Here is a 24,608-nt window from a genome sequence, read left to right on the forward strand (position 1 = left end):
CTAAATTTATACCAATCTATTTTTTATTTGAAAGATTCAAAACTCCTGATTTTATTCCTTTGGCTGAAGCCGATAAAACAGTTTCTTTTCCGCTTTCATCATGCTGAATAATAATTTGCGCATATCCGTTAAATAATTTTCGCTTCCAAGGTTCTGATGGAGAAACAACCTGAATAATTCCGGGGTCTGTATTCATAACATCCCAATCTTTTATTTTTTGAAGCGGTTTTGCTACGATATAAATTGCATTTTTTCCTTCTTTCAATATATCCGAACTCAAAATGTACTTTTGAACATCGTCAGAACTTGGATTTACTTTATTTCCGTTCACAAAAACTACCGTCTCTACTCCAATTTTCTTGTAAAAGAAGCTAACCACATTCGTTTTCGAAAAGTTTTTTAAATCAAATTCGCCTCGATAAACATACGATTTTGCCTGATTTTTATAATCTCTGTCTTTAAAAGCGGAGCTCCAGTCTTTCTCCAAATAAGATGGCAATTCCTGTGGCAACTCTGCAGAAGCAAGCTTTTGCTCTTGTAAATTAGCAATCGAAACCAACGCAATCTCATCTATAAATTGATCTCTTTCTAACGAAGTTGGATCGCCATTTCCGACGCCTAATATTTTTCCATTTTTTAAAGAAAATGTAATTTCATCATTTGCTGTTGGAACATGTAATCCATTTTTGTCTAAAACTTCAACTGTTATAACTGAAATGTTACCATTTGAAGCATTCTCTTTATCAATCGAAAGTCTAACATTCTCTGGTTTTCCAGTTGTCCTTTGAACTTCAGAAAGGACTTTCTTGCCATTTTTATATCCAATTGCCTCAAGAGTTCCCGAAGCATATTTCACTTTCCATTCTAAATGTTCGTATAATTCCATTTTCTTTTTACCCAAACTCTTTTTATTCAGAAAAAGTTCTACTTCATCACAATTAGAATGAACCCAAACGTCAATTTCTTTTCCTTCCATTCCGCTCCAATTCCAATGTGGCATAATGTGCAAAACAGGCGCACTTCCCCACCACGATTTCAAGTAAAACACATTGTCTTTTGGAAAACCGCAGATATCCATCATTCCGAAATAAGAAGTAACCGACGGCCAGCCATAAGGCGTTGGTTCTCCACGGTAATCAAAACCTGTCCAAATAAACATTCCTGCCAAATACGGACGTGTTGCATAAAATTTCCAACCTTCTTCGATGCTATAAAATGTTGGACGCGGTTTTACATCATAAGCACTTTTATAATGTTTAGCCTCATCTGTAAAATAAATGCCGCGTGTTGCAAAAGTTGAGCCTTCCTCCGTTCCCATTCCGGGTTGGCTTTTGAATTCATTTCTATGCGCATCAATATCACCATTTCCCATATAATTATAGCCCATAATTTCTACTACAGATGATATACCGCTTTTAAAACCACTGCTAATCCCAACAGTTACAGGTCTCGTAGAATCAATGCTTTTACTGAATCCCTGCATAACATTGGTAATACGTTCGCCAATCACACTGCCTTCGATATTCCATTCTTCATTGCCAACTGACCAACAAACAATACTGGGATGATTGCGATCACGCTCCATCATACGTTTCAAGTCGTTTAAATGATAATCGTTAATTCCCATCAAACGCGTTTCATCGATTACCAACATTCCTAACTTGTCGCAAGCATCGAGCAATTCTGGCGTTGGCGGATTGTGCGAACAACGATAGGCATTCGAACCCATTTCTTTCAGTTTCTTAATTCTGTAATATTGCAATTCGTCCGGTAATGCAGCGCCAATTCCTGCATGATCCTGATGATTGTTCGTTCCTTTTAATTTTAAAGGTTTTCCGTTAAGGAAAAATCCTTTTTCAGCATCAAAAAGAATTGTTCTAATTCCAAAATTAGTTTCATAACTGTCCACAATTTTTCCTTCTTGTTTTATCTGCGTAAGTAAACGGTATAAATTCGGCGAGTCAATATCCCATAACAAAGGACTATTTACTTTTAATTTTGAAGTATATTTTGCTGTTTTATAAAAATCCGGAGCTAATACATGATCCGAAATACTGACAATTTCTTTTCCTGAAGGATTCAAAATAGTTTGCAAAATTTCAATAGAACCTTTAAAATTGCCTTTGTTCTCAATTGCAACTTCAGCGGTAACTTCGGCAGTATCATTTTGAATTTCAGAAGTTACATAAGTTCCATTCTGAATCACGTGCAACGGATTTGTTTTTTGAATGTAAACATGTCTATAAATTCCTGCTCCTTCGTAAAACCAACCTTCTTCCATTGATGCATCTGCGCGAACCACAATTGTATTTTCTCCACCGTAATTAACATAAGCAGTTACATCATATTCAAAACCATTATAACCACTTTCTTCAGTTCCGAGGAAATAACCATTAAAGAACACTTTCGAATTCCTAAAAATGCCATCAAATTTTAATGAAATAATTTTTCCCTGATCACTTTGCGGAATGTTAACTTTCTTTCTGTACCAACCAATACTTTTTTCAGGAAAACCTTTTCCGGCTACTTTAAAGCCGTGGCTATAACTGGCGCTTTCGCTAAAAGTCTGCTCTACAGCCCAATCATGCGGAAGATCTAATTTTCTCCAGGCACGATCATCAAACCCAGTTGCTGCGGGACCATCTCCAAAACCGGTTTTTGCCAAATAAGAAAAATAACCTTCTGCATGCCCAAAATCTTTTTGAGTATCATATAAGTGTCCCATCGAAAAACGCCAATCTTTATCAATCAAAATCAATTCTCGATCTGATTTTTTTTGAGCAAATAAGCCAATTGACAATAAAAGTATAAAGGACAGTATAATTTCTTTGGGAGAAATAGTTTTCATAAATAATGTGGTTAATGGATCGTGGTTAGCAAGCAGTGATAAAAATATGTCTTTTAAGCGGGAAAAAGCAATAGTATTTTATCAAAACATGATCGCTTATTATAGGTATTTCAAATTCATTTTATTCTGGAAAATCTTTTATTTCATTTTTAAAATCAGTCAACAAATATTCCTTTTAGTATTTGAAAAACAAGCTTATAAAATCTCTCACTAAAATTTAGAATCATTCTAATGCCTCTCTTTTGTTAAATTATTTTGTTTTGATGTAATTTTATATTCAAATTAACTTAAAGTCAAAAAATCAACAATTCTTATGAGTGTTATAAAAGATGAAAATAAGCTTATTAGCACCATTAAGCGCATCGATCAAAAAATCGACAAGCTTAATGATCAAAAGATAATTGCCTTTTTTGAAGCTCTCGGTTTAACTGAGAGAGCAGACGTTCCTAAAAATTTTCTGGAATGGGAGACTATTCTTATTGTAGTTCCCGATCGTCATATTTCGCACGAATTAAAATATTACAAGTATTCAATTGCGAGGCTTTCATTTGTTACGAATCCGAATGCGCAGGAGATTCATATTTTTGATTTTAACGAATGGAAAAAAATCACTCAAAACAAAACTCAATTTCAGATTAGAGAAATGCTAAAAACAAATTTTGGCGGTGTTCGAAATCATTCTGATAGATTGAATTAAAACTTTTTTTGTTTAACCATAAAAATTTTATTGCCAGCAATGAAATTGAAACCTTACTAAACACTTTTCATTACTTACATTAAGTAATTTCAAAAATCCTAACAAAGTTTTTCTCTAATTTTTTCCGTTTTCGCTCTGTTTTCCATCTAGAATAAAAAGCCATAATAAGTAAAAACAAATTAATAATAGTAGATCCTCGTCTAAGTCCTTTTGCGAAAAAAAGAAAAAAGATATTGATTGCTATTATACCAATTACCGGAGCGTATTCGGCCCAAATTAACTGAAGTTTACTATTGGGTTCTACGACGTACTCTACTTTAAGCACGTTATTAACGTTCTTGTATTTTCCTTTTATAACAAAAATTGTTGGTGATACTGCCGAATTGAGGGTTAAATGAAAACTTTTGTCATCAAAAAGCCCATAAAAAGGCTTTGTTCCTCCAAACACTGGAAATACTCTAAACGTACTTAATTTTACTTTTAGGGAACCTACTTCAGTATTTTTTATTAATCTTGCTCTGAATTCACCTAAACTGAGTTTTGATTCCATTAATGAATAATTTAAAGTCTGATTTACAAACTTCTATCTTTTACTGTTTGAAAACAGTTTTTAAATTCTTTTGATAAGTTCTTTTACTCTCCCGAAAACATAATTTGCCTGTTCATCATAAACAACCATATCAAAATCTTTGCTTCCTTCGCTAAAATTACCTCCTTTTTTGGTATCAGAATATACTTTTTCGAAATACAGATCACGTTTCTTTATCCAATCCAATTGTTCTTTTTTTAATTTAGATTGCTCTTTAGAACTCAATTTTAACTTTAAGTTTTTGTATGTAACGTTCAACAAACTGTCTGATTGATTGTAATACACAACCGAGCAATTTCTCATACCATTACCACTGTCTAAACAGTGCTGATAAGAGGTTTTCAATTTACTAACAGTTTCCAGAGTCTGTGAATTACAATGGAATGAAAACAGAATAAAGAATAATAGTATCGATTTTTTTATCATGATGTACTTTGAAAATTTATTATTGTTGATTTGTTTCGAAGTAGCAATATACTCAAAGTTTAATTAATATCAACTTTTTCCTTCAGCTTCAATAAACTGTTAAGCTTATCTTCCAGTGCCTTTCCGTGAATATTTTTAGCAAGGATAATTCCGTTTTTGTCTATTAAAAAATTCAATGGTACTGATTGAAGCATATAATCGGCAACAACCGGAGATTGCCAATATTTTAAATCGCTTACATGTGTCCATGTTAGTTTTTGTTTTGCAATTGCCCCTAACCAAAGTGCCTTTTTAGTATCCATCGAAACACTATAGATGGTAAATTTGTCAGGATAAGTATTGTTCAATTTTAATAATTGAGGCTGTTCTTTAATACAAGGCCCACACCATGAGGCCCAAAAATCTACTAATACTAATTCTCCTCTTAAAGACGAAAGTGCAATATTATTTCCTTTTGTATCTGGAAGATCTATTTCCGGAGCAATATCTCCAACATCAAGACCTACAACTTGTGCTTTTGAACTTGTTACGACACAACATAAGAATGCTAAAATAAGTATTGTTTTTTTCATAATTGATTAAGTTTATTTGTTGGGGGCTTTTTTAAATCTAGCTAAAGTTATCTCATTTTTGTCATTTCGACGAAGGAGACCCGAGCGATAGCGAATCGGTGAAGCCAATCACAACAGAAACTCCTTATAGAATATTGTCAATCTTTGTCGATTAACTAGTGTGATTTCTCCTTCGTCGAAATGACAAGTTTGTGTGTATACTTAGCCAGATCAATACACGAGCAAATATAAATTTTCTTTATTAAATCTTCCACTGTTTTATTCAACTTCCCTCTCCTCCATCTTAAAATTATGCTAAATATTTTTCTTTAAATTGGTATATCGGGAAAAGTCGATATATTTGCATCATGGAACATATAGAAATCTTTAAAGCGCTCTCCAACAAATCCAGATTACAAATGCTGGAATGGTTGAAAGAGCCCGAAATAAATTTTCCGGATCAGCTTCAGCATGCTGGATTTGAACACGGAGTTTGTGTGGGTCAGATTCAAGCCAAAGCTGGTCTGACGCAATCAACTGTTTCTGAATATCTGTCTATTTTACAACGTGCCGGATTTATAGAATCGAAACGCGTTGGACAATGGACTTACTATAAACGTAACGAAGGTGCCTTTGAAGCACTCAGTAAATTAATTCAATCTAATTTGTAAATTACTATGAGTACAAACAACCTATTTTCGCCATTTAACTTAAAAACGTTAAATCTTAAAAACAGAATCGTAATGGCGCCAATGACGCGCTCATTTTCTCCAAACGGAGTTCCAACTGATGAAGTAGCTTCTTACTACCAAAAAAGAGCTGAAGGTGAAGTTGGATTAATACTATCTGAAGGAACTGTTATCGACAGACCTTCATCATCAAATGATGCAAATGTTCCCCATTTTTATGGTGACCAGGCGCTACAAGGGTGGAAAAAAGTGATTGACGAAGTTCACGCTGCCGGAGGTCAAATGGGACCACAAATTTGGCATATGGGAATTATGGACAATCACCATTCAGGATGGGTTCCGCCAGTTCCTTTTGAAGGACCTTCCGGATTAAACCGACCTGATTTTAACAACGGAAATACAATGTCTGAAAAAGATATTGAAGATACTATTCTAGCTTTTGGAAAAGCTGCTGCTGATGCTAAAAGACTAGGTTTTGACACGATAGAAATTCACGGTGCACATGGTTATTTAATTGACCAGTTCTTTAGAGCTGAAACGAATTTACGTACTGATGTTTATGGTGGAAAAACACTTCCGGAACGTAATCGTTTTGCTATTGAAGTTGTAAAAGAAATCAGAAAACAAGTAGGAAATGATTTCGCAGTTATCATGCGTTTTTCTCAATTTAAGCCTTCTGATTATAATTATAAACTGGCAAAAAATCCACAAGAACTAGAGGCTTGGCTTACTCCTATTGTTGATGCCGGAGTAGACATTTTACACTGTTCTCAACGTAGATTTTGGGAACCTGAATTTGAAGATTCTGATTTGAACTTTGCAGGCTGGGCTAAAAAAGTAACTGGAGCACCAACTATTACAGTGGGTTCTGTTGGTCTTTCTAGTGATTTCTTTGGCGCATTTGCAGGAGAAAGTTCTGAACCAACTTCATTAGAAGAATTAAACAGACGTTTCGATAGAGGCGATTTTGATTTGGTCGCTGTTGGAAGACCTCTTTTATCTGACCCAAATTGGGTGGCCAAAATTAAAGAAGGAAAAACCAATGAATTGAAAGGTTTCAGTAAAGAAGCTTTAGGTGCTTTGGTTTTAGAATAAATCTTTTTATAAGGCTCAAAGTTGCAAAGGGACAAAGTTTCTCTAATTGGTCTAAATATAAAAGGGATGAAACTTTAAAAGTTTCATCCCTTTTTTGATTTTTATAACTAACAAAATTTAGAAATTCTTTTTTTAGTTGTAAAGGCTCAAAGAGGAAAAACGTTGAATCTCTGTCCCGAAGCTTCGGGATTGTCCCTTTGAACCTATCCTTAAGAAACTTTTCTTCTTAGAAATTTATTCGTAAGTCTGTTGCGTACAGGTTCATCGTAGAATTTAAGACATAAAATAGCGATTACAATACTAGCTATTAAAAGCCCAATTCCTAACGGGTATCCTTCTTTTAATGTCACTTTATTCTCTGCAACCCAAGACATATACCAATAAATTAATGGATAATGTATAATGTAAATTGGATACGAAATATCGCCTAAAGCCTTGCATATTTTAAGGGAAAGCGGATTCTTTATTTCTCCTCCTGCTCCAATTGCGACAATTAATGGGAACAATACAATGATACAGAATGACTCATACAAACCGTTCATCCATAAACTGTTTTCGTCTCCAATTCTTGGTATACTAAAAATTACCAAAATTAAAATGCTGCAAACCCAGAAAGCTCCTTTTATATGAATTAATTTACCTAAACGTGAAAGCAAAACTCCAGCAAAAAAAGGATATAGCAAACGGGTGAAACCAATATTCATTTGCTCTAAGTTTAAAGACCAACCGCCAATAACATCACCTTTTGGTCCAAAAACAGTTAAATTAATTAGCATCGCGGCAAATAGTACAACGAAAATTGTTAAAACTGTATTTGAGAATTTACGAAAAAATAATGCATATAAAATATTACCAATATATTCGAAGAAAAGTGACCAGGCCGGCCCGTCAAGCGGATGCATTTCACCCCAACCTCTAATTTCTAATGAAGGCGGAATTGGCAATAAGGTAAAACCAATTACCATGGTTAAAATCACTTTCCAAACCTCCATTCCGGCAATTTGCGGAAACATTGCATCTGAAGCCTGAAAGTAATAAAAAATAGCTCCCAGAACCATTCCCATAATTACCATCGGCTGTAAACGAATTAAACGTCGTTTGTAAAATTCCCATTGCGTTAATTTTCCCCAGCGATCATCGTAGGCATACGCGACAACAAATCCCGATAAAAGAAAAAAGAAATCAACAGCCAAATAGCCATGATTGATAATTTGTTTGAAACGACTTCCTTCATTAAAGGCTTCAAAAATGTGAAAGATAACTACTAAAACTGCGGCTACTCCACGTAAACCGTCTAGAATTTCATAATGCTTTTTTGGTTTAATGTCAGCTGAAATTGAGCTCATAAAGTATTTTTTGGTGGTTAAATGGTTAGTTTGTTTTTTGGTAAAAGCTAAAATAAGATTTTTTTCTAAACAGTTTTGATAAATAATTTAACCGCAAAGTGGACAAAGCTTTTACGCAAAGAATATAAATTATCTAATTGTCAAATTATCTAATTAAAAACTATTGATGATTTTTAAGCCATTCTAATCTACGCTGATCTGGTAAATGTGTTACTTTGAAATTTTCGAATTTAGCTTCGAAACCTTTTCCGTCCGGAGATGCAGCCATCAAACCTACCATAACCGGCGTATTGTCTTGCAAAGGTGCATTTCTGGTCATGATGTAATTTTTATCATCATACGAAAAGAAAACTTCAACAGCATCTAATCTTCTCACCACTTTTATCCATACAAATGGTGGCGCTTTGTCTAAAGTAGTTACGCTCCAATCGCTTTTGTCGTGTGTTACAACGGTACTAATATTAAATTTTCCGTCCACAAACTCAACTCCGGTTTTAATGTAGTTTTTCTCGTCAATACGAAGCATTAATCCCATTTGGTCAAAACGTGCGATATAATTACCTGTTATTTTTACTTTCGCTTCAAATTCTCCGCCATAAGTTGCATAATAAAAAGGTGCGTCATCGACAGTAAATCCGTAGTGTGAAATACGCCAATAATCACTACTGGCAGTAACATTCATAATTAAAGCATTGTTTTTAATTTCCCATTTTTCAGGTTCATTAAACCATTGCATTTTATTCAGGCTTTGCGCCGAAAGGTTCTGCGCCAAAAATAAAACCATAGCGCTAAGTACAATTTTTTTCATGTTTTTTAATTTGAACAATTAATATTTTAAACAGTAAAGCTGCAACTTTTTACACTTGCAGCTTTACAACCAACCAATTTAGAAATAATGAAATTATTGAAGTGAAAAACTCACTTTAGATTTTATATCTGTCGAAGATGCTCCAATGATTGCTTCAAAAGCTCCCGGTTCAGCAACCCAGTCGTGTTTTTTATCATCAAAAAAGCTCAATGCAGTTTTATCAACTGTAAATGTTACTGTTTTTTCTTCTCCTGCTTTAAGCGAAATTTTATCAAACCCTTTTAATTCTTTAATCGGACGTGGTAAAGATGATTTTAAATCACTGATATAAAGCTGAACTACCTCTGAACCTTCTCTTGATCCTGTATTTTTAACTTTTACAGAAAACGTAATTTGATCTCCAGCCGACATTTGTTTTTTATCTGCTGTTACTTTTCCGTATTCGAAAGTTGTATAGCTTAATCCGTGACCGAAAGAAAATAATGGTTTTGCTTTTTGTTTGTCTGCCCAACGGTAACCAACAAAAATACTTTCTTTGTATGTTACGTCATCTCCACCTGGGAATTCTCCTAAAGCGTGAGCTCCATTATCAGCTAATTTTACAGGGAAAGTGAAAGATAATTTTCCTGAAGGATTTACATCTCCAACCAAAATCGCTGCCAAAGCATTTCCTGCTTCGGTACCTAAAAACCATCCTTGTACGATTCCCGGAACTTCTTTTACCCACGGCATTGCCACAGCATTTCCAGAGATATTTACAAAAACTATATTTTTATTTACTTTAACCAATTCGTTAATTAACTGATCCTGACCATATGAAAGTCCAAGTTCTTTACGATCATAACCTTCTGCATCCTGTAAATCGCTTTTGTTTGTTCCTCCAATAAAAAGAACGACATCAGCATCTTTAGCAACTTTTAAAGCTTCTGCAGTCAATTCAGCAGGAGAACGTTTGTCTTCTAAACTTACTTTTGCAATTACACCGTTATAATTACTTGTTGGATCTCCAACATAACCACGAGCGTAAACTATTTCGGCTTGGTCACCAATTCTTTTTTTCAATCCTTCAAGCGGAGTGATTTCATATCTTGCTTTAAGTGAAGAACTTCCTCCACCAACAGTCATCATTTTGATTGCATTTTCACCAATAACAGCGATTTTCTTTGTTTTAGAAAGATTAATTGGTAAAATATTGTTTTTGTTTTGAAGCAATACAATTCCTTCTTCAGCAATTTTACGACCAGCTTCGGCGTGCTCTTGTGTTCCAAAAGAGCCAAAAGGTCTGTTTCTATCCATTGTTGTTAAGAAAGCTAAACGTAAAATACGACGCACTTTTTCGTCTAATTCTTTAGTTCCAACTTCACCTTTTCTAATCATTTCTGAATATGGTTTGGCTAAGAAATAGTTGTCATAAGCATTGCTTGTTCCCCATGAAAGTCCATTTGTCCAAGAACCAAATTCCATATCTAAACCATTAAATATCGATTGTTTTGTATCGCTAACACCTCCCCAATCTGAAACTACAACACCTTTAAATCCCCATTCGCCGCGAAGAATATCATTTAGCAAATATTCGTTATGACAACATTGCTGTCCTTTATATTTATTATAAGATCCCATAATTGCCCAAGCATCACCTTCCTGAACTGCTGCTTTGAAAGCGGGTAAATAAATCTCATATAATGCGCGATCATCTACAATTACGTTTACTGAATTACGTTTTGTTTCCTGATTGTTTAAAGCGAAATGTTTTACGCAGGCTGCAACTCCGTTTGCTTGTACTCCTTTGATATAAGGAACAACCATTTTTGAAGTCAAGAAAGGGTCTTCTCCCATGTATTCGAAGTTACGTCCGTTTAATGGAGTTCTGTAGATATTTACTCCAGGGCCTAATAATACATTTTTGTTACGGTAACGCGCTTCTTCTCCTATTGATTTTCCATATAAAGAAGACATCTCTCTGTTCCAAGTTGCAGAAAGCGCTGTAAGAGCCGGAAATGCAATACAAGAATCATTTGTCCAACCTGCCTGATCCCATTCATCCCATTTTACTTCAGTACGAATTCCGTGTGGGCCATCAGTCATCCAGTTTTCAGGAATTCCTAAACGTGGTACACCAGGAGAACTAAATTTAGATTGCGCATGAATCATGGCAATTTTTTCATCGGTTGTCATTCTTGCAAGCGCATCTTCTACACGCTCACTAATAGGTTTTTTATCATCTAAATAAACCGGAACTTTATTCTGTGCATTCACACCGATCGAGCTCAACAAAAGTAAAACAACAATTGTTTTAACGTTTTTAAACATAACTATTAATTTATTAAAGCATTTAATTAAAATCAAAAAGGGACTTTAAGGTCAAAAGTACCTTTTAATAATAATGTAAAGCTAAAACGTTATAGTTCGTTTTTAAATTTTAAATGAAAAAAAGTAGTAGAATAAAAAATCAATCTATTGAAAATCAATTATTTAAAACTAAAAAAGTAGTAAAAAAAGTAGTGATTTTAAAATAATTAATTAGACTTTTACTGAAATTAGGCCTATTTTAATGACCATTTCTTCAAAATCATTTCGAGAAACTGCCGCTTTATTTCGAGCTCTGGTGCGATAATTATAAATGGTGCTTAAAGAGTAACGAAGAAAGGCAGCAATTTTTACACTATCAGTAATTCCTAAACGAATTAGGGCAAAAATACGAAGCTCGGTATTAAGCAATTCTCCTTGTTTTAAAACAATCTGTTCTTCCTTAATTAAAAGTGCATTGAAATCTTTCACGAAAGTGGGATATAAATTCAAAAAGATAACATCAAAATTTTTGTATAATTCTTCGAGTTCATTATCAACCAAAGTAGTTGATTTTAGCATTTTATAAATCTCATCAAACTGTTTCGCAGTTGCCTTTTTGTTCAAAATAATGCGATAATTTTCTAGCTTATTAATGTATGTCGAACAGAGGCTGAAAAAATGCGCAATATATTCTTCTTTAATGTGATTAGATTCTGACAACTGCGCGTTTCGTTCCTGCAATTGATTATTGGTTTCTGTAATATCTTTATTCAATTCCGCCAATTTCTGACTTGTAATAAAAAGTTCTCCCCTAATTCTGGAAACTTTTTTCATTTGTTTATAGACATAAATTATTGCAACAAGCAAAAATAGCGACAGTAAACTAATACATAAAAGATAGAGTTGTAATTCTGTTTTTCTCTTAGCTTCTTTTTCTAAATAAACGGTATTTATAATCGAATATACTTCTGACATTAAAAGAGTACGAAATTGAACATTGCAATAAAGCGCATCTTCAATTGCTGATTGAGTCAGTTTATAAGCCATATCAACATCTCCTGACTCATAAAAAACCAAAGCCAGTTCCTGCAGTGAGGCATTGTCTTTATTTGCTTTTTTAATGTCTGAAGTCGCTGAAAGTGCGTAATATTTCTTTCTTAGCTCTAATTGATGTCTTGTTTCGTAAATATTCCCCAAAAGATAGGTAATCATTGCATATTGCGGATCGTCCTCTTTGATATTTTTAAACAAATGCAACAACTGTTTTTCGGCAACATCCAGTTTTTTCTGCGACATTATTTGCTGAATCTTATTGATCTTATAGTTTAGTGTATTAGGTTCTAAAACCGTCAATAATGAATCACGGTATTTTCGGATTTGCTGAATGTATTTTATGTCGTAACTATTGGCCGCATAATGCTCAAAAAACTCACGATAGGCTACATAATAATTTTGCAACAATAATCGTGAAAGCTTTTTTTTATCAATACTTTTCAAAATGGCTTCAGACTCGCGGTATTTTCCTGAAGAAGAATAAAGCGTAACCAATTGAAGATTTGCCAAGTTTAACAACTCTGGATTCTCAATTTCAGTGGCGATTTTCAGGTTCTTTTTTACATATAAAATAGCTGAATCTGAATTGAATTTCAAATATTCTGTATAAAGGGCTTTATTATAATTATATTCTTGCTCTTTGGTTAAATCGTCGGATTTTATTTTTTTAAAGTTCAGAATACGTTCTTCTTTCAGCCGAACATAATGTGCTTTATTTTTAAGAGCATCGTTTAGTTTTACTAAAATAGTTGACGTACTATCCGATGAATAAACAGGAAAGCTTACCAGAACAATTAAAAGAAACAGAATATAATTTTTCAAGCTGAAAATAAATAAATTTTGGAACTTACAAATATAATAAAGTCGTACTATAATTTTGAAATTATTATACCGCGATTGGTGCCGCCAGACAACTCTCAGGAATATCAAAAGCATTTACCAACGAAACAGCATCTGGTCGAATATCCCAACATAGTTGATTGACTATTTTACGGATCGCTTTTGTTTTCACGGCTTCCATATAGCCATCTTCTAAGTACCAAGCTTTATTTTTCTCCAGCTGCGAAAGTGCATACAATTGATTTAGTTTTATCAAAATTTCTTTTGATTTTTGATCCTCTACAGTTTGCATTGCCAGCTGAAATTGTTCCAAAACTACGCGCTCTAAATACGCTTGAGCCACATCGATCATTTGATGTTGTACGACATTAAAAGCATCGTAAGCTTCTAATCCTCCCTCGACTAATTTTTTGATACGTTTTGCCGCCGACGCTAAAATTGTTTTTTCCCGGTGTTGAAATGCTTGCAAATGAAACTCGGCGTCCAGCAAATGTTCTTCATCTGTTCTTCGGGTTGCTATTGGGTTTTTCTCTGCAAGAGCGGTTTTGGCATTTTCGTACACATAATTAATAATACCTAAAGAACCCATTTCTCCAAATGATTTTCTGAATTCAGACAAACGGTTTTTAGCAACCAATTGCATCAAAACAGTGTTATCACCTTCAAAAGTGGTGTAAATTTCGGTATCATTTTTTAGAGCATCGATTCGGTTTTCAGACAAATATCCTTTTCCGCCACATGCTTCGCGACATTCTTGCAAAATATCTCTTGTGCTCCAGGTCGAATATGATTTCATTCCTGCTGCCAAAGCTTCAATTTCCTGCATTTCTGACTCAGTTCGATTCAAAAACCGATTGGTAAGATACTGCAAAGCAAAATGAACGGCATAGGTTTTGGCCAATGGAGGCAATAATCGACGTTGGTGCATTCTGTAATTTAAAATTGGAACTTCTGATCCGCCTTCGGGACCAAATTGTCGGCGTTGATCGCTGTATCGAATTGCAATTGTAAGTCCTGATTTAGCAGCTGACAAAGCGGAACGCGGAATCCCGATTCGACCGCCAACCAAAGTCCCTAACATGGTAAAAAATCGTCTGTTGTCACTCGGAATCGGACTTTCGAATTCTCCTTTATCATTTACAGAAGCAAAACGATCCAGCATATTTTCTTTCGGAATAATTACATTATCGAAACTAATTGTTCCGTTATCTACTCCGTTTAATCCCATTTTATGACCGCAATCGCCAATCGTAACTCCATTTAAGGTATTTCCGTTTGTATCTCTTAACGGAACCACAAACGCATTTACGCCATAATCGTGACCATCAATAACTAATTTAGCAAATACAGTTGCCATTTGTCCGTGAACAGCGGCGTTGCCAATGTATTCTTTTTGTGCATTTTTGCTTGGCGTATGAATTATAAACGTTCGATCGCTATGATTATAAGTTGCTGTAGTTTCAAGCCCTTTTACATTCGAACCGTGGTGTGTTTCGGTCATTGCAAAACAACCCGGGATTTTTAACGAACCAATATCTTTTAAGTATTTAGCATAATGTTTTTCTGTTCCTAACGACTGAACGCTCATTCCCCAAAGTCCAAATTGAACTCCAAATTTAATGACCAAACTCAAATCATGGTAACTTAAGGTTTCCATAATAGCAAAATAATCGGCTATATTCTCTCCTCCTCCGTATTGTTTTGGATATGCCATATTTCCGAGATTTTCCTCGGCTAAAATTTTACACCAATTGTAAACAGTTTGACGATAAACATTGATATCTGTCGAGGTTTCATAAGCAAATTCAGGTCTTGATATTACCGATTTTACTTTATTGATTATAGCCGCTTCTTTACCATTTAGAATTGCTGTTATTTTTTGAATATCAAAATCACTATTGGTTTGAGAATTTGCAGTAAATGAACTTGCTTTTGTTTTAAAATTCTGAAGCGCTTCTTCTCCTAAAATTCCAAGATCATTCTCTAATTTTATAAAACTTGATTGTAAAGTTGAAATATCCAAATCCTTCTCTGAAAGCGCTACGGCGATATCAAAAATCGATTTTATATCTGTTTTATTTTGAATGCTTTTTTCAATATCCAATTTCCATTGTGCAAGTTCATTTCGCGAAGGCGGATTTGAAATATCTACTCTTGAAAGCAATTGCTGTTTTTCTTCGGGCGAAAGCCAGGTCAAATCATCAATAAATTTCTGAATCGTAGTAAACTCTTTTTGAGTTAACAAATCATCAGACCAGACTAAGTAAAATAACGGGATAAAGGCTTGGAGTTTGATATTTTTCATAAAATATAGATTCGGTTTTTAATAGTTTTTTGTCACAAATTATTATTTTTTTGCCACGAATTTGACGAATTAATTGGACCCTACTGTGGCTTATTATAATGTAAAAAAGTTCACACAGATTTAGCAGATTAAATAATTCGTGAAATTCGTGGCGAAAAAAAATTGCATAAAAAAACAGAAATGAAAAATAATCATTCCTGTTTAAATATCCTGTTAAGATTGTGGTAATTTAATTTAAGCTGGTGCAAAAGAAAAAAAGTTGCCACGAATTATACTAATTTTCGCGAATTTACGCGATCATTCATCATATTACGAACAATCATAATAACTGATCTTCTTGGCAATAATCTTGGTAAAAAGGATTGCAAATAATTTGCGGTACCCACTATTTTAAAACTTTTCTTTTTTAGCAATGCCGATATTGCTTGTTTAGCAACTGTCTCAGCGGTATCTGCAGTCATACCTTGTGTATTTGCTTTTGCAATAGATTGAAAACCTGTTGTTGTATTACCTGGACAAAGTGCCGTAATTGTAACTCCCTTTTTAGAATATTCACCATATAATGCTTCTGAAAAATTCAGTACAAATGATTTACTTGCACAATACGCCGCAACATATGGACACGGCTGTAACGCACCTGTGGATGCAACATTAATGATTCCGCAATCTCCCTTTTGCAACATTTCTGGCAATACCAGATAACACAATTTTACAAGTGCATTAATATTGATTTCGATCATTTCTTCGTAACCATCAATACTTTCGTCCAAAAAATTGGTCCATTTACCAAATCCTGCATTATTTATCAGCAAATCGACAGTTAATCCGGCCTCTTTTATTTGATTGTATAATTTCACAGGAGTGTCTTTCTTCAAGAGATCACCCGTAAAAACATTTACTTTAACATTGTATTCTTTAGAGATTTTATGCGCCAAGTCTATTAACTTGTCTTCTGATCGTGCAGTGATTATAAGATTTGCACCTTGCTTTGCTAATTCATAAGCAAATGCTTCACCTATTCCAGATGATGCACCAGTAATAAGTACTGTTTTGTTTTTTATTGTTTTCATTTCTTTAGTTATTTTCTGAGACAAAATTCATAAATAACTAAATCAATGCACTTGATGTAGGTTAGGAAATTATTTGTTTCCTAATTCGGCTCAAGCTTTCCGGTTTTATTCCAATAAATGAAGCAATATACTGAAGAGGAACATTTTGTATCATTGCGGGATTTTCATTCATTATTTTCAAATATCTTTTTTCAGCAGATAAAACCATAATATCTTTGGTTCTTTGCTCATTATAGATTAAAGATTTCTCGTAAATAATTCTGGCAAAATCAGCCCACTTTTTACTTTTTTGACATAATGCATCAAAATCATTTTTTGTAATACGCAGTACTTCACATTTGGTAATACACTCTATATTATCGATTGCGGGAGTGCCGTTTATAAAGCTATTAAAGGAAGTAATAAAACCAGACGGACAATTAATATGTGTTGTAATCTGATCGCCGTTTTGATAATAAAAAGCTCTTATAAAACCTGAATTAATAAAGTATAAATATTTTGTTGGCTTATTTTCAGTTTCTAAAATTTCTCCTTTGCTACAATTTAGAGGCTCAAAAAAGCTTTCAACTAGAATCGTATCAGATTCGTCGATCTCGATAATCTCCGCGATCAGTTTAAGAAGTTTATTATACATTATAAATTTTATCAGATTTAGATTTCTTTACTTTTTTGCAAATAAGAATAAAAAAAACAGGAATGAAAATTAGTCATTCCTGTTTAAACATCCTATTAAGATTCTGGTAATTTATAATTTTAAACCAATAAAAAACATAAAATACCTCACGTTATTTTAGAACCTTTGGATATTGTTGTAATCTTTGTTTCATCGCAAAAATGTGATGTGAATTAAAAACTAAGACAGCAAGAAAAACGATTCCGTATGCCAAAATCTGTATTGGTCCAAATTGTTCTTTGTATAAAAACATGGCCAGGAGAAAAGCAATCATCGGGTTAATATTTAAAAGCATTCCGACAGTTGACGAATTAATGCCTGAAAGTGCATAAAGGTTAAGAAACAATGGGAAAATTGTAAACAAAATTGCAATGGTTTCTATACAGAAATAAAATTTAAACTCAGTTGGAACCGGTCCGCTATAAGCCGGATAAAAAGGCAATAAAAACAAAGCTGCCAATGTTATATGAAACGTTAGAATCAAAAATTTATCAAAACCTTTGTTAATACGCTGACTTACTAAATATGACGCGTATGTAAAACCAATTATAATACTAAAAAACATATCCATAATATTGGCATACGACAAAAGCAGACAACCCGAAATGCTTAATCCGACGGCCATCCATTGTGTTTTGCTTAGTTTTTCATGTAGTATAAAATAAGCCAGCAAAGTGGTTAAAATTGGACAAACTAAATACGCCAATGAAGTTGCTTTTACACTAACATGGTTCATTACATAAATAAAAGTGAACCAATTTGCCATTAGAAAAACGCTTCCACCAATATTCAATAAAATGGTTTTACGTTTTTCCGATTTTGAAAGAGTTTTGAAAGTTGCTGCTGCTTCTTTCATTTTCTTCTTTTTGAAAGTAAAAGCGATAAGCAACATCAATATACTACAACTAAAAACACGGTAGAATAAAATATCTAAAGAAGCATAGTCGTGTATTGGTTTTAAAACCAAACTAAAAAACCCCCAGATTATAAAGCAGGTCATTGCAGCTATGTAGTATTTTGTAGTTTTCACGGAGTTTAATTTTTGGTTGGTTTTAATTAAAGCAAATTTCTTAAAAATAAAACAGCAATACAGATACAGTTTTTGTAAATTGCACCATAACAGTTTTTTTTTTATGAAGAATTCAAACTACTTGTATTTGCAATTTGCTGACAGGATCGAAAAGCAAATAAAATCGGGCGTTTTAAATGTTGGAGACAAATTGCCTTCGATACGCGAAGTATGTGCTGAAACCGGTTACAGTATGAGCACGGTAAGTAAAGCCTATTATGAAGTCGAAAGCCGATCATTGATTGAGTCCAGACCTCAATCTGGTTATTATGTGAGCAATACTTCAGCAAGAATAATTACTGAACCTTCGGCAAGCAGTCCTATATTAAAATGTGCTAATGTTGACCGTGAAGACTTGATCGATCAGGTCTACGGCAATATGACAGACAAGAATATTACGATGTTGTCTCTGGGTTTTCCATCCAATGAATTACTGCCTATTGCTAAATTAAACAAGGGAATGATTCAGGCGATGCGTGATCTCCCAAATAGCGGAACAAGTTATGAGCAAGTACAAGGCAATCTTAATTTAAGAAAAGAAATTGCCCGATGGTCTTTTACCTGGGGAGGATCATTGACTGAAAAAGATATTATTACTATGCCCGGTTGCACAAGTGCAATCTCGCATTGTTTAATGACATTGACAAAGCCCGGAGATACTATTATTACTGAAAGTCCTGCTTATTTTGGCATTCTACAACTCGCAAAATCATTGGGATTGTATATCATGGAATTGCCTACAAATATGACTACGGGAATTGAATTGGATGCGCTAAAAAAAGCACTTTCTTCAAAAAAAGTAAAACTTTGTTTGTTGATGAGCAATTTTAGCAATCCGTCTGGAAGTATGATGCCGGCCGAACATAAAATAGAAGTGGTTCGATTAATGGAATTTTATAATATTCCGTTGATTGAAGATGACATTCACGGCGATTTGTACTTTGGCTCAAGCCGACCAACGAATTGCAAAACCTATGACGAAAGCGGTATTGTGCTTTGCTGCAGTTCAGTCTCTAAAACTTTGGCTCCGGGTTATCGCGTGGGCTGGGTTTCGCCGGGGAAATTTAAAAAAGAAATTTTGCGCAATAAGATTTATCACACGCTCTCCTCGCCTACTATTACACATCAGGTTGTTGGAGATTTTCTTAAAAATGGCCGTTATGAAAATCATCTTCGAAAAATACGCCAAATACTCCATCATAATTGTAATAACTATATCAATACGATTTTAGAATCATTTCCGAAAGGAACAAAAGTAAGTCAGCCGCAAGGTGGTTTTTTTCTTTGGATTGAGCTTGACAAAAGTATAGACACGGCTGCTTTTTATCATTTGGCAATGAAGCATAATATTAGCATTGCTCCTGGTCGAATTTTCTCTTTTCAGGATCAGTTTTCGAATTGTATGCGATTGAGTTTTGGACTCCCGTGGACCAATGAATTAAGACAATCAATACAAACGTTAGGAAAATTAATGCATCAATAATTTATTTCTATATAAAAAAAGCCAGACAACGACCTAAAAACGTTGTCCGGCTAACAAATTGAGAAACCAAAATCAATTAATTATAAAACAAAATAAGCGTTGTTTTCCGCTTTTGTTAATTCGGGTTTAAGGTCAAATTCTTTAATAATATCAAATTCACTTTGATACTCATTAAGCATTTGCATTAAGTTCTTTTCTATTGTATTTGCAATAGTAGTTACCGGTGTATCTGTCGGTCTGTTTTCAAAAGGATCCTGCAAATGAATTGCCATTCTTTCTATCAAAAAAAACATTCCTCCGATAACCGTAATCAATGGAATCGCAAACCAGCTTAGCAAACTAATCAACCCAAAAGGCAGTAATAAAATAAACAAACACAATGTCATTCTAATGTACATGCTATAAGTGGTTGGGAAAATTGTATTTTTAATACGTTCACATTTTCCCATTGCATCGCATAATCTTGTCAATGTTTTATCAATTTCTACTTGTTGGTAAGTATTGAGTCGCTTATCTTTCCTGGCAATTCTTAAATCTCTTGCGTGCAGCAATAATATTGCGTTTGGAATATTCTGATGATTTTTTACAAAATTCAGTTCATCTTCACTAATCAAATCTTTAATTGGTTTTATTGCATCTTTATTACGGAGCGCCTGACCTAAACTATAACACCAAGCAATTTGCCTTTTAGTGAAATTCTCTTTAAACTCGTTAGCTTCTACAGAAAATTCAGGATCTTTATAAAAAGTAAGCATTTGCCTTACTAAGGTTCTGGACTCGTTTACAATTGATCCCCAGATAATTCGGGCTTCCCACCATCTGTCATAAGCCTGGTTTGACTTAAAGGCCAATAATAACGATATAATTGTTCCAACCATTGTAGGTATTGCAATCGGGATATCAACTGAAACATTGATGAAATAGTGGTGAAAAATTTCAAATAATATCGTATAAGCCATTACAAGACCTAACTCCACTTTAATCTTCCCGAGAATGTACCGCATTGGAATTCTTTTCTTTAATAACATATTTTTCGGTTTAAATTAAACTTGTATTCTTAAAAAAATAGGCTTTAAACCAACTCTTCATAAAGAGACAAAACCGGAAGTCCTAATTTGTCGTTTATATTTTCCTTTTTAGTTTTCTTGAATTTGATTTTTTCTCCTTTGCGGGTTTCTACAAGCAAATCAATGTCATATTTTGAGATAGCTTCAGATAAATAAGGTGCAAACTCTTCGTAGTTATCATCAAAACTAGATGTTTGACTTACAATTTCGAATGAGAAATTTTCGCTCAAAAATTGTTGAACATCTTTAACATGCATATTGGCACGTGCATTTTCAATATAAAGTGCTTTATTAAAATCTTCCTTAAATTGTTCCGTTCCTAAATGTAAGATGGGACATTTTTGGTTTCCTGCTAATTGAACAAGATATTGGTGAATTCGTTTTGTTTCTTGTTTATACGATTGAGTCAGTACCACTAGTTTTACTGAGAAAACATCAATAATACGTTTAAAAATAGGAGACGAAAGTCCGTATTGATTGTGTACTTTTAATTTGCAGTTTGGCGTGTAGTCTATAATATATCTGCAAGTTTCCAGAACTACTTCTTGACTTGCAGTAAGTCCGGTACGCATTTCGCGTAAAAAATTTGAAGATGAAAAAGTATCAGGAGTATCAGAAACCATCATTAAGATAATTTCGCAATTAGATTCTTTTGCTTGATTAATTGCCGATTTTACAGCACTAATAGTATCATCTTTTAAAGTTGTAGGTATTAGGAAATTTTTCATATGTATAATCGTTTAGTTTATACATACAAAATAACTCTCTGTAAATTAGACGGTTCTTAATCTAAAATTAGAACTTTCTAAGATTCAACATTAGAATTTTTAATTTTAATTTTCTTCATATTTGACATACTAAAAACAATAGTCACGATCGTACCTTTATTTTGTTCTGACTGTACCTGAATTTCTCCGCTATGCATACGGATAATTTTTGAGGCCAAAGGAAGCCCTAAACCATACCCTATATATTTGGTTGCAATTTTCCCTCTAAAGAAAGGTTCATATAAATGCGGAATATCTTCAGGTGGAATACCAATTCCTATATCATTAATAGCAATTTTAATACTTTCCTGATTAGCGGTAAGTGTTACAAATACTTCATTGTTATCAGAGTATTTTACGCCGTTTGTAATGATATTATTTATAGCCAGCTCTAAAAGAGGTTTATTACAAGGTATTAATAATAAATTAGAATCTTTTGGCGCAAAATTAAGTTTGATGCTCACACGGTTATCCGGGTAAATCTTATCCAAATCTGATTTTACATCTAATAATAATTCGTCGATTCTGGCAATATCCAAAACCTGCTTTTTACCGTCGTAGCCGGTCTGGGTAAGTTTTAATAAACTTTCTGTTAAGTTTCCTAAACGAGAAGCCTGACTGTGAATATTTTCTAAAGACTGAATGTATTCTGAAACTTCTCTTTCTTTCAGAAGCATAATTTCAGACTCAGCAATAATAGTCGTTATTGGCGTTTTTAATTCGTGTGAAGCGTTATTAATAAAATTGGCCTGTATCTCAAACGAAGTTTCCAAACGATCTAACATATCATTAAATGTCTCTGTAAGATCAGAAATCTCGTCAGAATTTTTCACTTCAGGTAATCTGTTATGAAGGTTAGAAGCACTAATTCTGTTAACTTCTTTTGTAATTCTTGCTACCGGATTAATTACACGTTTAGCTAGAAAACGTCCTAAAAAGAAGGCTAAAAACACGAATCCTATGCCTCCAAAAAGCATAATTTTTATGATATAAATTGTGGTAGTCGGGCCTTTTCGATCTCGGGCCCCAACAATTACAATATACTTTTGGTTATTTTCTGTAAAGATTTGCCCTAGATAGTACTTATTGGCAATTTCATAATAATCTTTTCCGGTTTTTAAAATATTGGTATAAAACTCATTTGGTAAATCTAGCTTAGTATTATAATCAAAACTATTGGCACTGTTTACTTTAAGAACAAATTCTTCTTCTTCTATAAGTTCTTCAAGACCGTTTTTTTTAAGATTACGGTAATATTTAATTTTTTCAGGATCTTTTTGAAAATGAATTGAAGCCACAATTTTAGCTCTGTCTTCTAATCGTTTTAAAAAATGATATCTGTTATTTTCACGAAACAAGACAAAAACGATAATACACAACAATAGTGTACTAAAGGTCGAAAGTGCTACATAGGTAAAAGTAATTTTTTTCCTTACATCCATTTTATAACTTTATAACATAACCTAAACCTTTCATTGTATGAATCAGTTTGGTTTCAAATGGTTTATCTATTTTTTTTCTTAAATATGTGATATAAACGTCTACAACATTGGTATTCATATCAAAATTAATATCCCAAACATTATCTAAAATTTGATCTCGAGATACTATTCGTCCACTATTTTTGGCTAAATAATAGAGTAATTTAAATTCTTTAGCGGTTAAAACAATCGATTCTTCGGCTCTTTTTACCGTTTTTGCACGTCCGTTTATCTCTAAATCGCCAATTGTGATCACATCAATTTTCTCTGTATCAAGATGTGCTCTTCGATGTAGTGCATTTACTCTTGCATCGAGTTCACCAAACTTAAAAGGTTTTACCAAATAATCATCGGCACCAGCGTTGAGTCCGGTTACAATATTCTCTGAAGTTCCGAGAGCAGTTAGTAACAAAACCGGAATAAAGTTCTTGCTGGCGCGAAGTCTTCGGCAAATTTCGATTCCATTAATATCCGGTAACATTACGTCTAAAACGACTACATCAAAATTATAATTATGAAGCATTTCTAAAGCAGTTTTGCCATCCATTGCTACACTAACTTCATTATTGTTTTCAGCAAAACCTTTACGCAAAATGGATAAAAGATTTGGTTCGTCTTCGACTATAAGTAATTTCATCTTGATTAATGTATTAAAAACAAAAATAGGGATTGAGTTTAAAAATATAAATCACTTCGTTATAAATTATGATTTAATTATGAACATTGGCCTTGACACCCCTAAAAAAAAAGCATTCATCAATGATGAATGCTTTTTAATACTATAAATAGATTAAATTATTGAAGAACCTTAATTTTTAAAATTAAAACTCAAGACAGCTCCCAAACCAAATTGATAGGTACTAACATAATCTTCAACCCCAATTGGTCCATAATAAGTCCAGTAATAACTATTACCAACAGCCGCCGACATTGATTGCAAATAAGCATTAATATTGACTGATACAGTTGATGCTGTTTTTATTTTTACACCGCCTTTAATATTCCATGCAAAATAAGTACCTCCTCCACTTTGTGGCGTTTCAGTAATACCAACACCAAGCCCTCCTCCTAAATAAGGTAAAAGATTTGAGCCGGTATCAAAATAATGAGTTCCATCAAGAAGGATAAAATTCAATGCACCTTTATCGTCACCACTATTTAATTGACTTCCATCTGGTCTATAAAATGGTATTTTTGTGTCAGTTCTAAGATATTTTAATTCGACAGAATTGTTTGTGGAGAAAAAGTATTCAAAACCAGCTCCATATTGAAAAGCATCTTCAATTGTAGCAGAATAGCCATCATAATCGACACTATCCGAAAAATTGTAACCACCATACAAATTAAGAGAAAAAGACCTTGCATCTTGAGCTCTCATTCCTATCGTTGACAGGAACACTACTAATAATAAACCACATTGTTTCATAATTTTTAAAATTTAAAGGTTATTTATTCAATTTAC

Annotated in this window: 21 protein-coding genes; 4 read left to right on the plus strand and 17 right to left on the minus strand. The window is 33.6% G+C overall.

Annotated elements, in window-relative coordinates; genetic code table 11:
- Positions 1 to 16 precede the first annotated feature (16 nt).
- Complete coding sequence (gene galA / locus ACHRVZ_RS02140; protein WP_395420501.1) at positions 17 to 2,848, minus strand: beta-galactosidase GalA; 2,832 nt, start codon at positions 2,846 to 2,848, stop codon at positions 17 to 19.
- A 313-nt stretch (positions 2,849 to 3,161) separates the two neighbouring features.
- Here galA and ACHRVZ_RS02145 point away from each other — a divergent pair, with 313 nt between their 5' ends.
- Entirely contained in the window at positions 3,162 to 3,545 is a 384-nt protein-coding gene (locus ACHRVZ_RS02145) for a hypothetical protein (RefSeq protein ID WP_395420502.1), read from the plus strand.
- 79 nt (positions 3,546 to 3,624) lie between these two features.
- Here ACHRVZ_RS02145 and ACHRVZ_RS02150 read toward each other — a convergent pair whose 3' ends face one another.
- From ACHRVZ_RS02150 to ACHRVZ_RS02160, 3 genes are read right to left on the minus strand one after another with little or no spacing between them, the layout of a single operon-like run.
- Entirely contained in the window at positions 3,625 to 4,095 is a 471-nt protein-coding gene (locus ACHRVZ_RS02150; RefSeq protein WP_395420503.1) for a hypothetical protein, read from the minus strand.
- A 60-nt stretch (positions 4,096 to 4,155) separates the two neighbouring features.
- Positions 4,156 to 4,560 (minus strand): lysozyme inhibitor LprI family protein, encoded by a 405-nt coding sequence (locus ACHRVZ_RS02155; RefSeq protein ID WP_395420505.1) that lies wholly within the window; start codon positions 4,558 to 4,560, stop codon positions 4,156 to 4,158.
- Positions 4,561 to 4,619: 59 nt separating this feature from the next.
- Positions 4,620 to 5,132: a TlpA family protein disulfide reductase gene (locus ACHRVZ_RS02160; RefSeq protein WP_395420507.1), complete on the minus strand. Its 513-nt coding sequence runs from the start codon at positions 5,130 to 5,132 to the stop codon at positions 4,620 to 4,622.
- A gap of 347 nt (positions 5,133 to 5,479) precedes the next feature.
- Between ACHRVZ_RS02160 and ACHRVZ_RS02165 the strand changes: the two genes are divergently transcribed.
- Both ACHRVZ_RS02165 and ACHRVZ_RS02170 read left to right on the plus strand, forming a co-directional pair.
- The gene (locus ACHRVZ_RS02165) at positions 5,480 to 5,782 is read left to right on the plus strand and encodes an ArsR/SmtB family transcription factor (protein WP_395420508.1); all 303 of its coding nucleotides are present in this window, start codon (positions 5,480 to 5,482) and stop codon (positions 5,780 to 5,782) included.
- Positions 5,783 to 5,788: 6 nt separating this feature from the next.
- Positions 5,789 to 6,895 carry an NADH:flavin oxidoreductase gene (locus ACHRVZ_RS02170; protein WP_395420509.1) on the plus strand — a complete coding sequence of 369 codons (1,107 nt, stop codon included), beginning with the start codon at positions 5,789 to 5,791 and terminating at the stop codon, positions 6,893 to 6,895.
- 209 nt (positions 6,896 to 7,104) lie between these two features.
- Here ACHRVZ_RS02170 and ACHRVZ_RS02175 read toward each other — a convergent pair whose 3' ends face one another.
- From ACHRVZ_RS02175 to ACHRVZ_RS02210, 8 genes are all read right to left on the minus strand, one after another.
- Positions 7,105 to 8,241, minus strand: a complete 1,137-nt coding sequence (locus ACHRVZ_RS02175) for an acyltransferase family protein (RefSeq protein ID WP_395420511.1) — start codon at positions 8,239 to 8,241, stop codon at positions 7,105 to 7,107.
- A gap of 160 nt (positions 8,242 to 8,401) precedes the next feature.
- Complete coding sequence (locus tag ACHRVZ_RS02180) at positions 8,402 to 9,049, minus strand: DUF1349 domain-containing protein (RefSeq protein WP_395420512.1); 648 nt, start codon at positions 9,047 to 9,049, stop codon at positions 8,402 to 8,404.
- A 93-nt stretch (positions 9,050 to 9,142) separates the two neighbouring features.
- Positions 9,143 to 11,359, minus strand: coding sequence for a glycoside hydrolase family 3 C-terminal domain-containing protein (locus ACHRVZ_RS02185; protein ID WP_395420513.1), 2,217 nt, complete (start codon positions 11,357 to 11,359; stop codon positions 9,143 to 9,145).
- A gap of 210 nt (positions 11,360 to 11,569) precedes the next feature.
- The gene (locus ACHRVZ_RS02190; RefSeq protein WP_395420515.1) at positions 11,570 to 13,213 is read right to left on the minus strand and encodes a DUF6377 domain-containing protein; all 1,644 of its coding nucleotides are present in this window, start codon (positions 13,211 to 13,213) and stop codon (positions 11,570 to 11,572) included.
- Positions 13,214 to 13,277: 64 nt separating this feature from the next.
- Positions 13,278 to 15,536 (minus strand): acyl-CoA dehydrogenase, encoded by a 2,259-nt coding sequence (locus tag ACHRVZ_RS02195; RefSeq protein WP_395420516.1) that lies wholly within the window; start codon positions 15,534 to 15,536, stop codon positions 13,278 to 13,280.
- A gap of 269 nt (positions 15,537 to 15,805) precedes the next feature.
- The gene (locus tag ACHRVZ_RS02200) at positions 15,806 to 16,606 is read right to left on the minus strand and encodes an SDR family NAD(P)-dependent oxidoreductase (RefSeq protein WP_395420518.1); all 801 of its coding nucleotides are present in this window, start codon (positions 16,604 to 16,606) and stop codon (positions 15,806 to 15,808) included.
- Between the two features lie 61 nt (positions 16,607 to 16,667).
- The gene (locus ACHRVZ_RS02205; protein ID WP_395420520.1) at positions 16,668 to 17,240 is read right to left on the minus strand and encodes a Crp/Fnr family transcriptional regulator; all 573 of its coding nucleotides are present in this window, start codon (positions 17,238 to 17,240) and stop codon (positions 16,668 to 16,670) included.
- 151 nt (positions 17,241 to 17,391) lie between these two features.
- A complete protein-coding gene (locus tag ACHRVZ_RS02210) occupies positions 17,392 to 18,309 on the minus strand; it encodes an EamA family transporter (RefSeq protein WP_395420522.1) in 918 nt (305 codons plus the stop codon).
- 103 nt (positions 18,310 to 18,412) lie between these two features.
- On the opposite strand from ACHRVZ_RS02210, the gene ACHRVZ_RS02215 reads away from it, so the two are divergent.
- A complete protein-coding gene (locus ACHRVZ_RS02215) occupies positions 18,413 to 19,831 on the plus strand; it encodes a PLP-dependent aminotransferase family protein (protein WP_395420524.1) in 1,419 nt (472 codons plus the stop codon).
- 80 nt (positions 19,832 to 19,911) lie between these two features.
- Here ACHRVZ_RS02215 and ACHRVZ_RS02220 read toward each other — a convergent pair whose 3' ends face one another.
- From ACHRVZ_RS02220 to ACHRVZ_RS02240, 5 genes are all read right to left on the minus strand, one after another.
- Entirely contained in the window at positions 19,912 to 20,859 is a 948-nt protein-coding gene (locus tag ACHRVZ_RS02220; RefSeq protein ID WP_395420525.1) for a bestrophin family protein, read from the minus strand.
- 44 nt (positions 20,860 to 20,903) lie between these two features.
- The gene (locus tag ACHRVZ_RS02225) at positions 20,904 to 21,626 is read right to left on the minus strand and encodes a hypothetical protein (RefSeq protein WP_395420526.1); all 723 of its coding nucleotides are present in this window, start codon (positions 21,624 to 21,626) and stop codon (positions 20,904 to 20,906) included.
- A gap of 77 nt (positions 21,627 to 21,703) precedes the next feature.
- A complete protein-coding gene (locus ACHRVZ_RS02230) occupies positions 21,704 to 23,107 on the minus strand; it encodes an ATP-binding protein (protein WP_395420528.1) in 1,404 nt (467 codons plus the stop codon).
- A gap of 1 nt (position 23,108) precedes the next feature.
- Positions 23,109 to 23,783 carry a response regulator transcription factor gene (locus ACHRVZ_RS02235; RefSeq protein ID WP_395420530.1) on the minus strand — a complete coding sequence of 225 codons (675 nt, stop codon included), beginning with the start codon at positions 23,781 to 23,783 and terminating at the stop codon, positions 23,109 to 23,111.
- Between the two features lie 171 nt (positions 23,784 to 23,954).
- Positions 23,955 to 24,572 (minus strand): outer membrane beta-barrel protein, encoded by a 618-nt coding sequence (locus ACHRVZ_RS02240; RefSeq protein WP_395420532.1) that lies wholly within the window; start codon positions 24,570 to 24,572, stop codon positions 23,955 to 23,957.
- Between the last annotated feature and the right edge of the window lie 36 nt (positions 24,573 to 24,608).

This window comes from Flavobacterium sp. FlaQc-57, from assembly GCF_044007395.1.
GTDB lineage: Bacteria > Bacteroidota > Bacteroidia > Flavobacteriales > Flavobacteriaceae > Flavobacterium.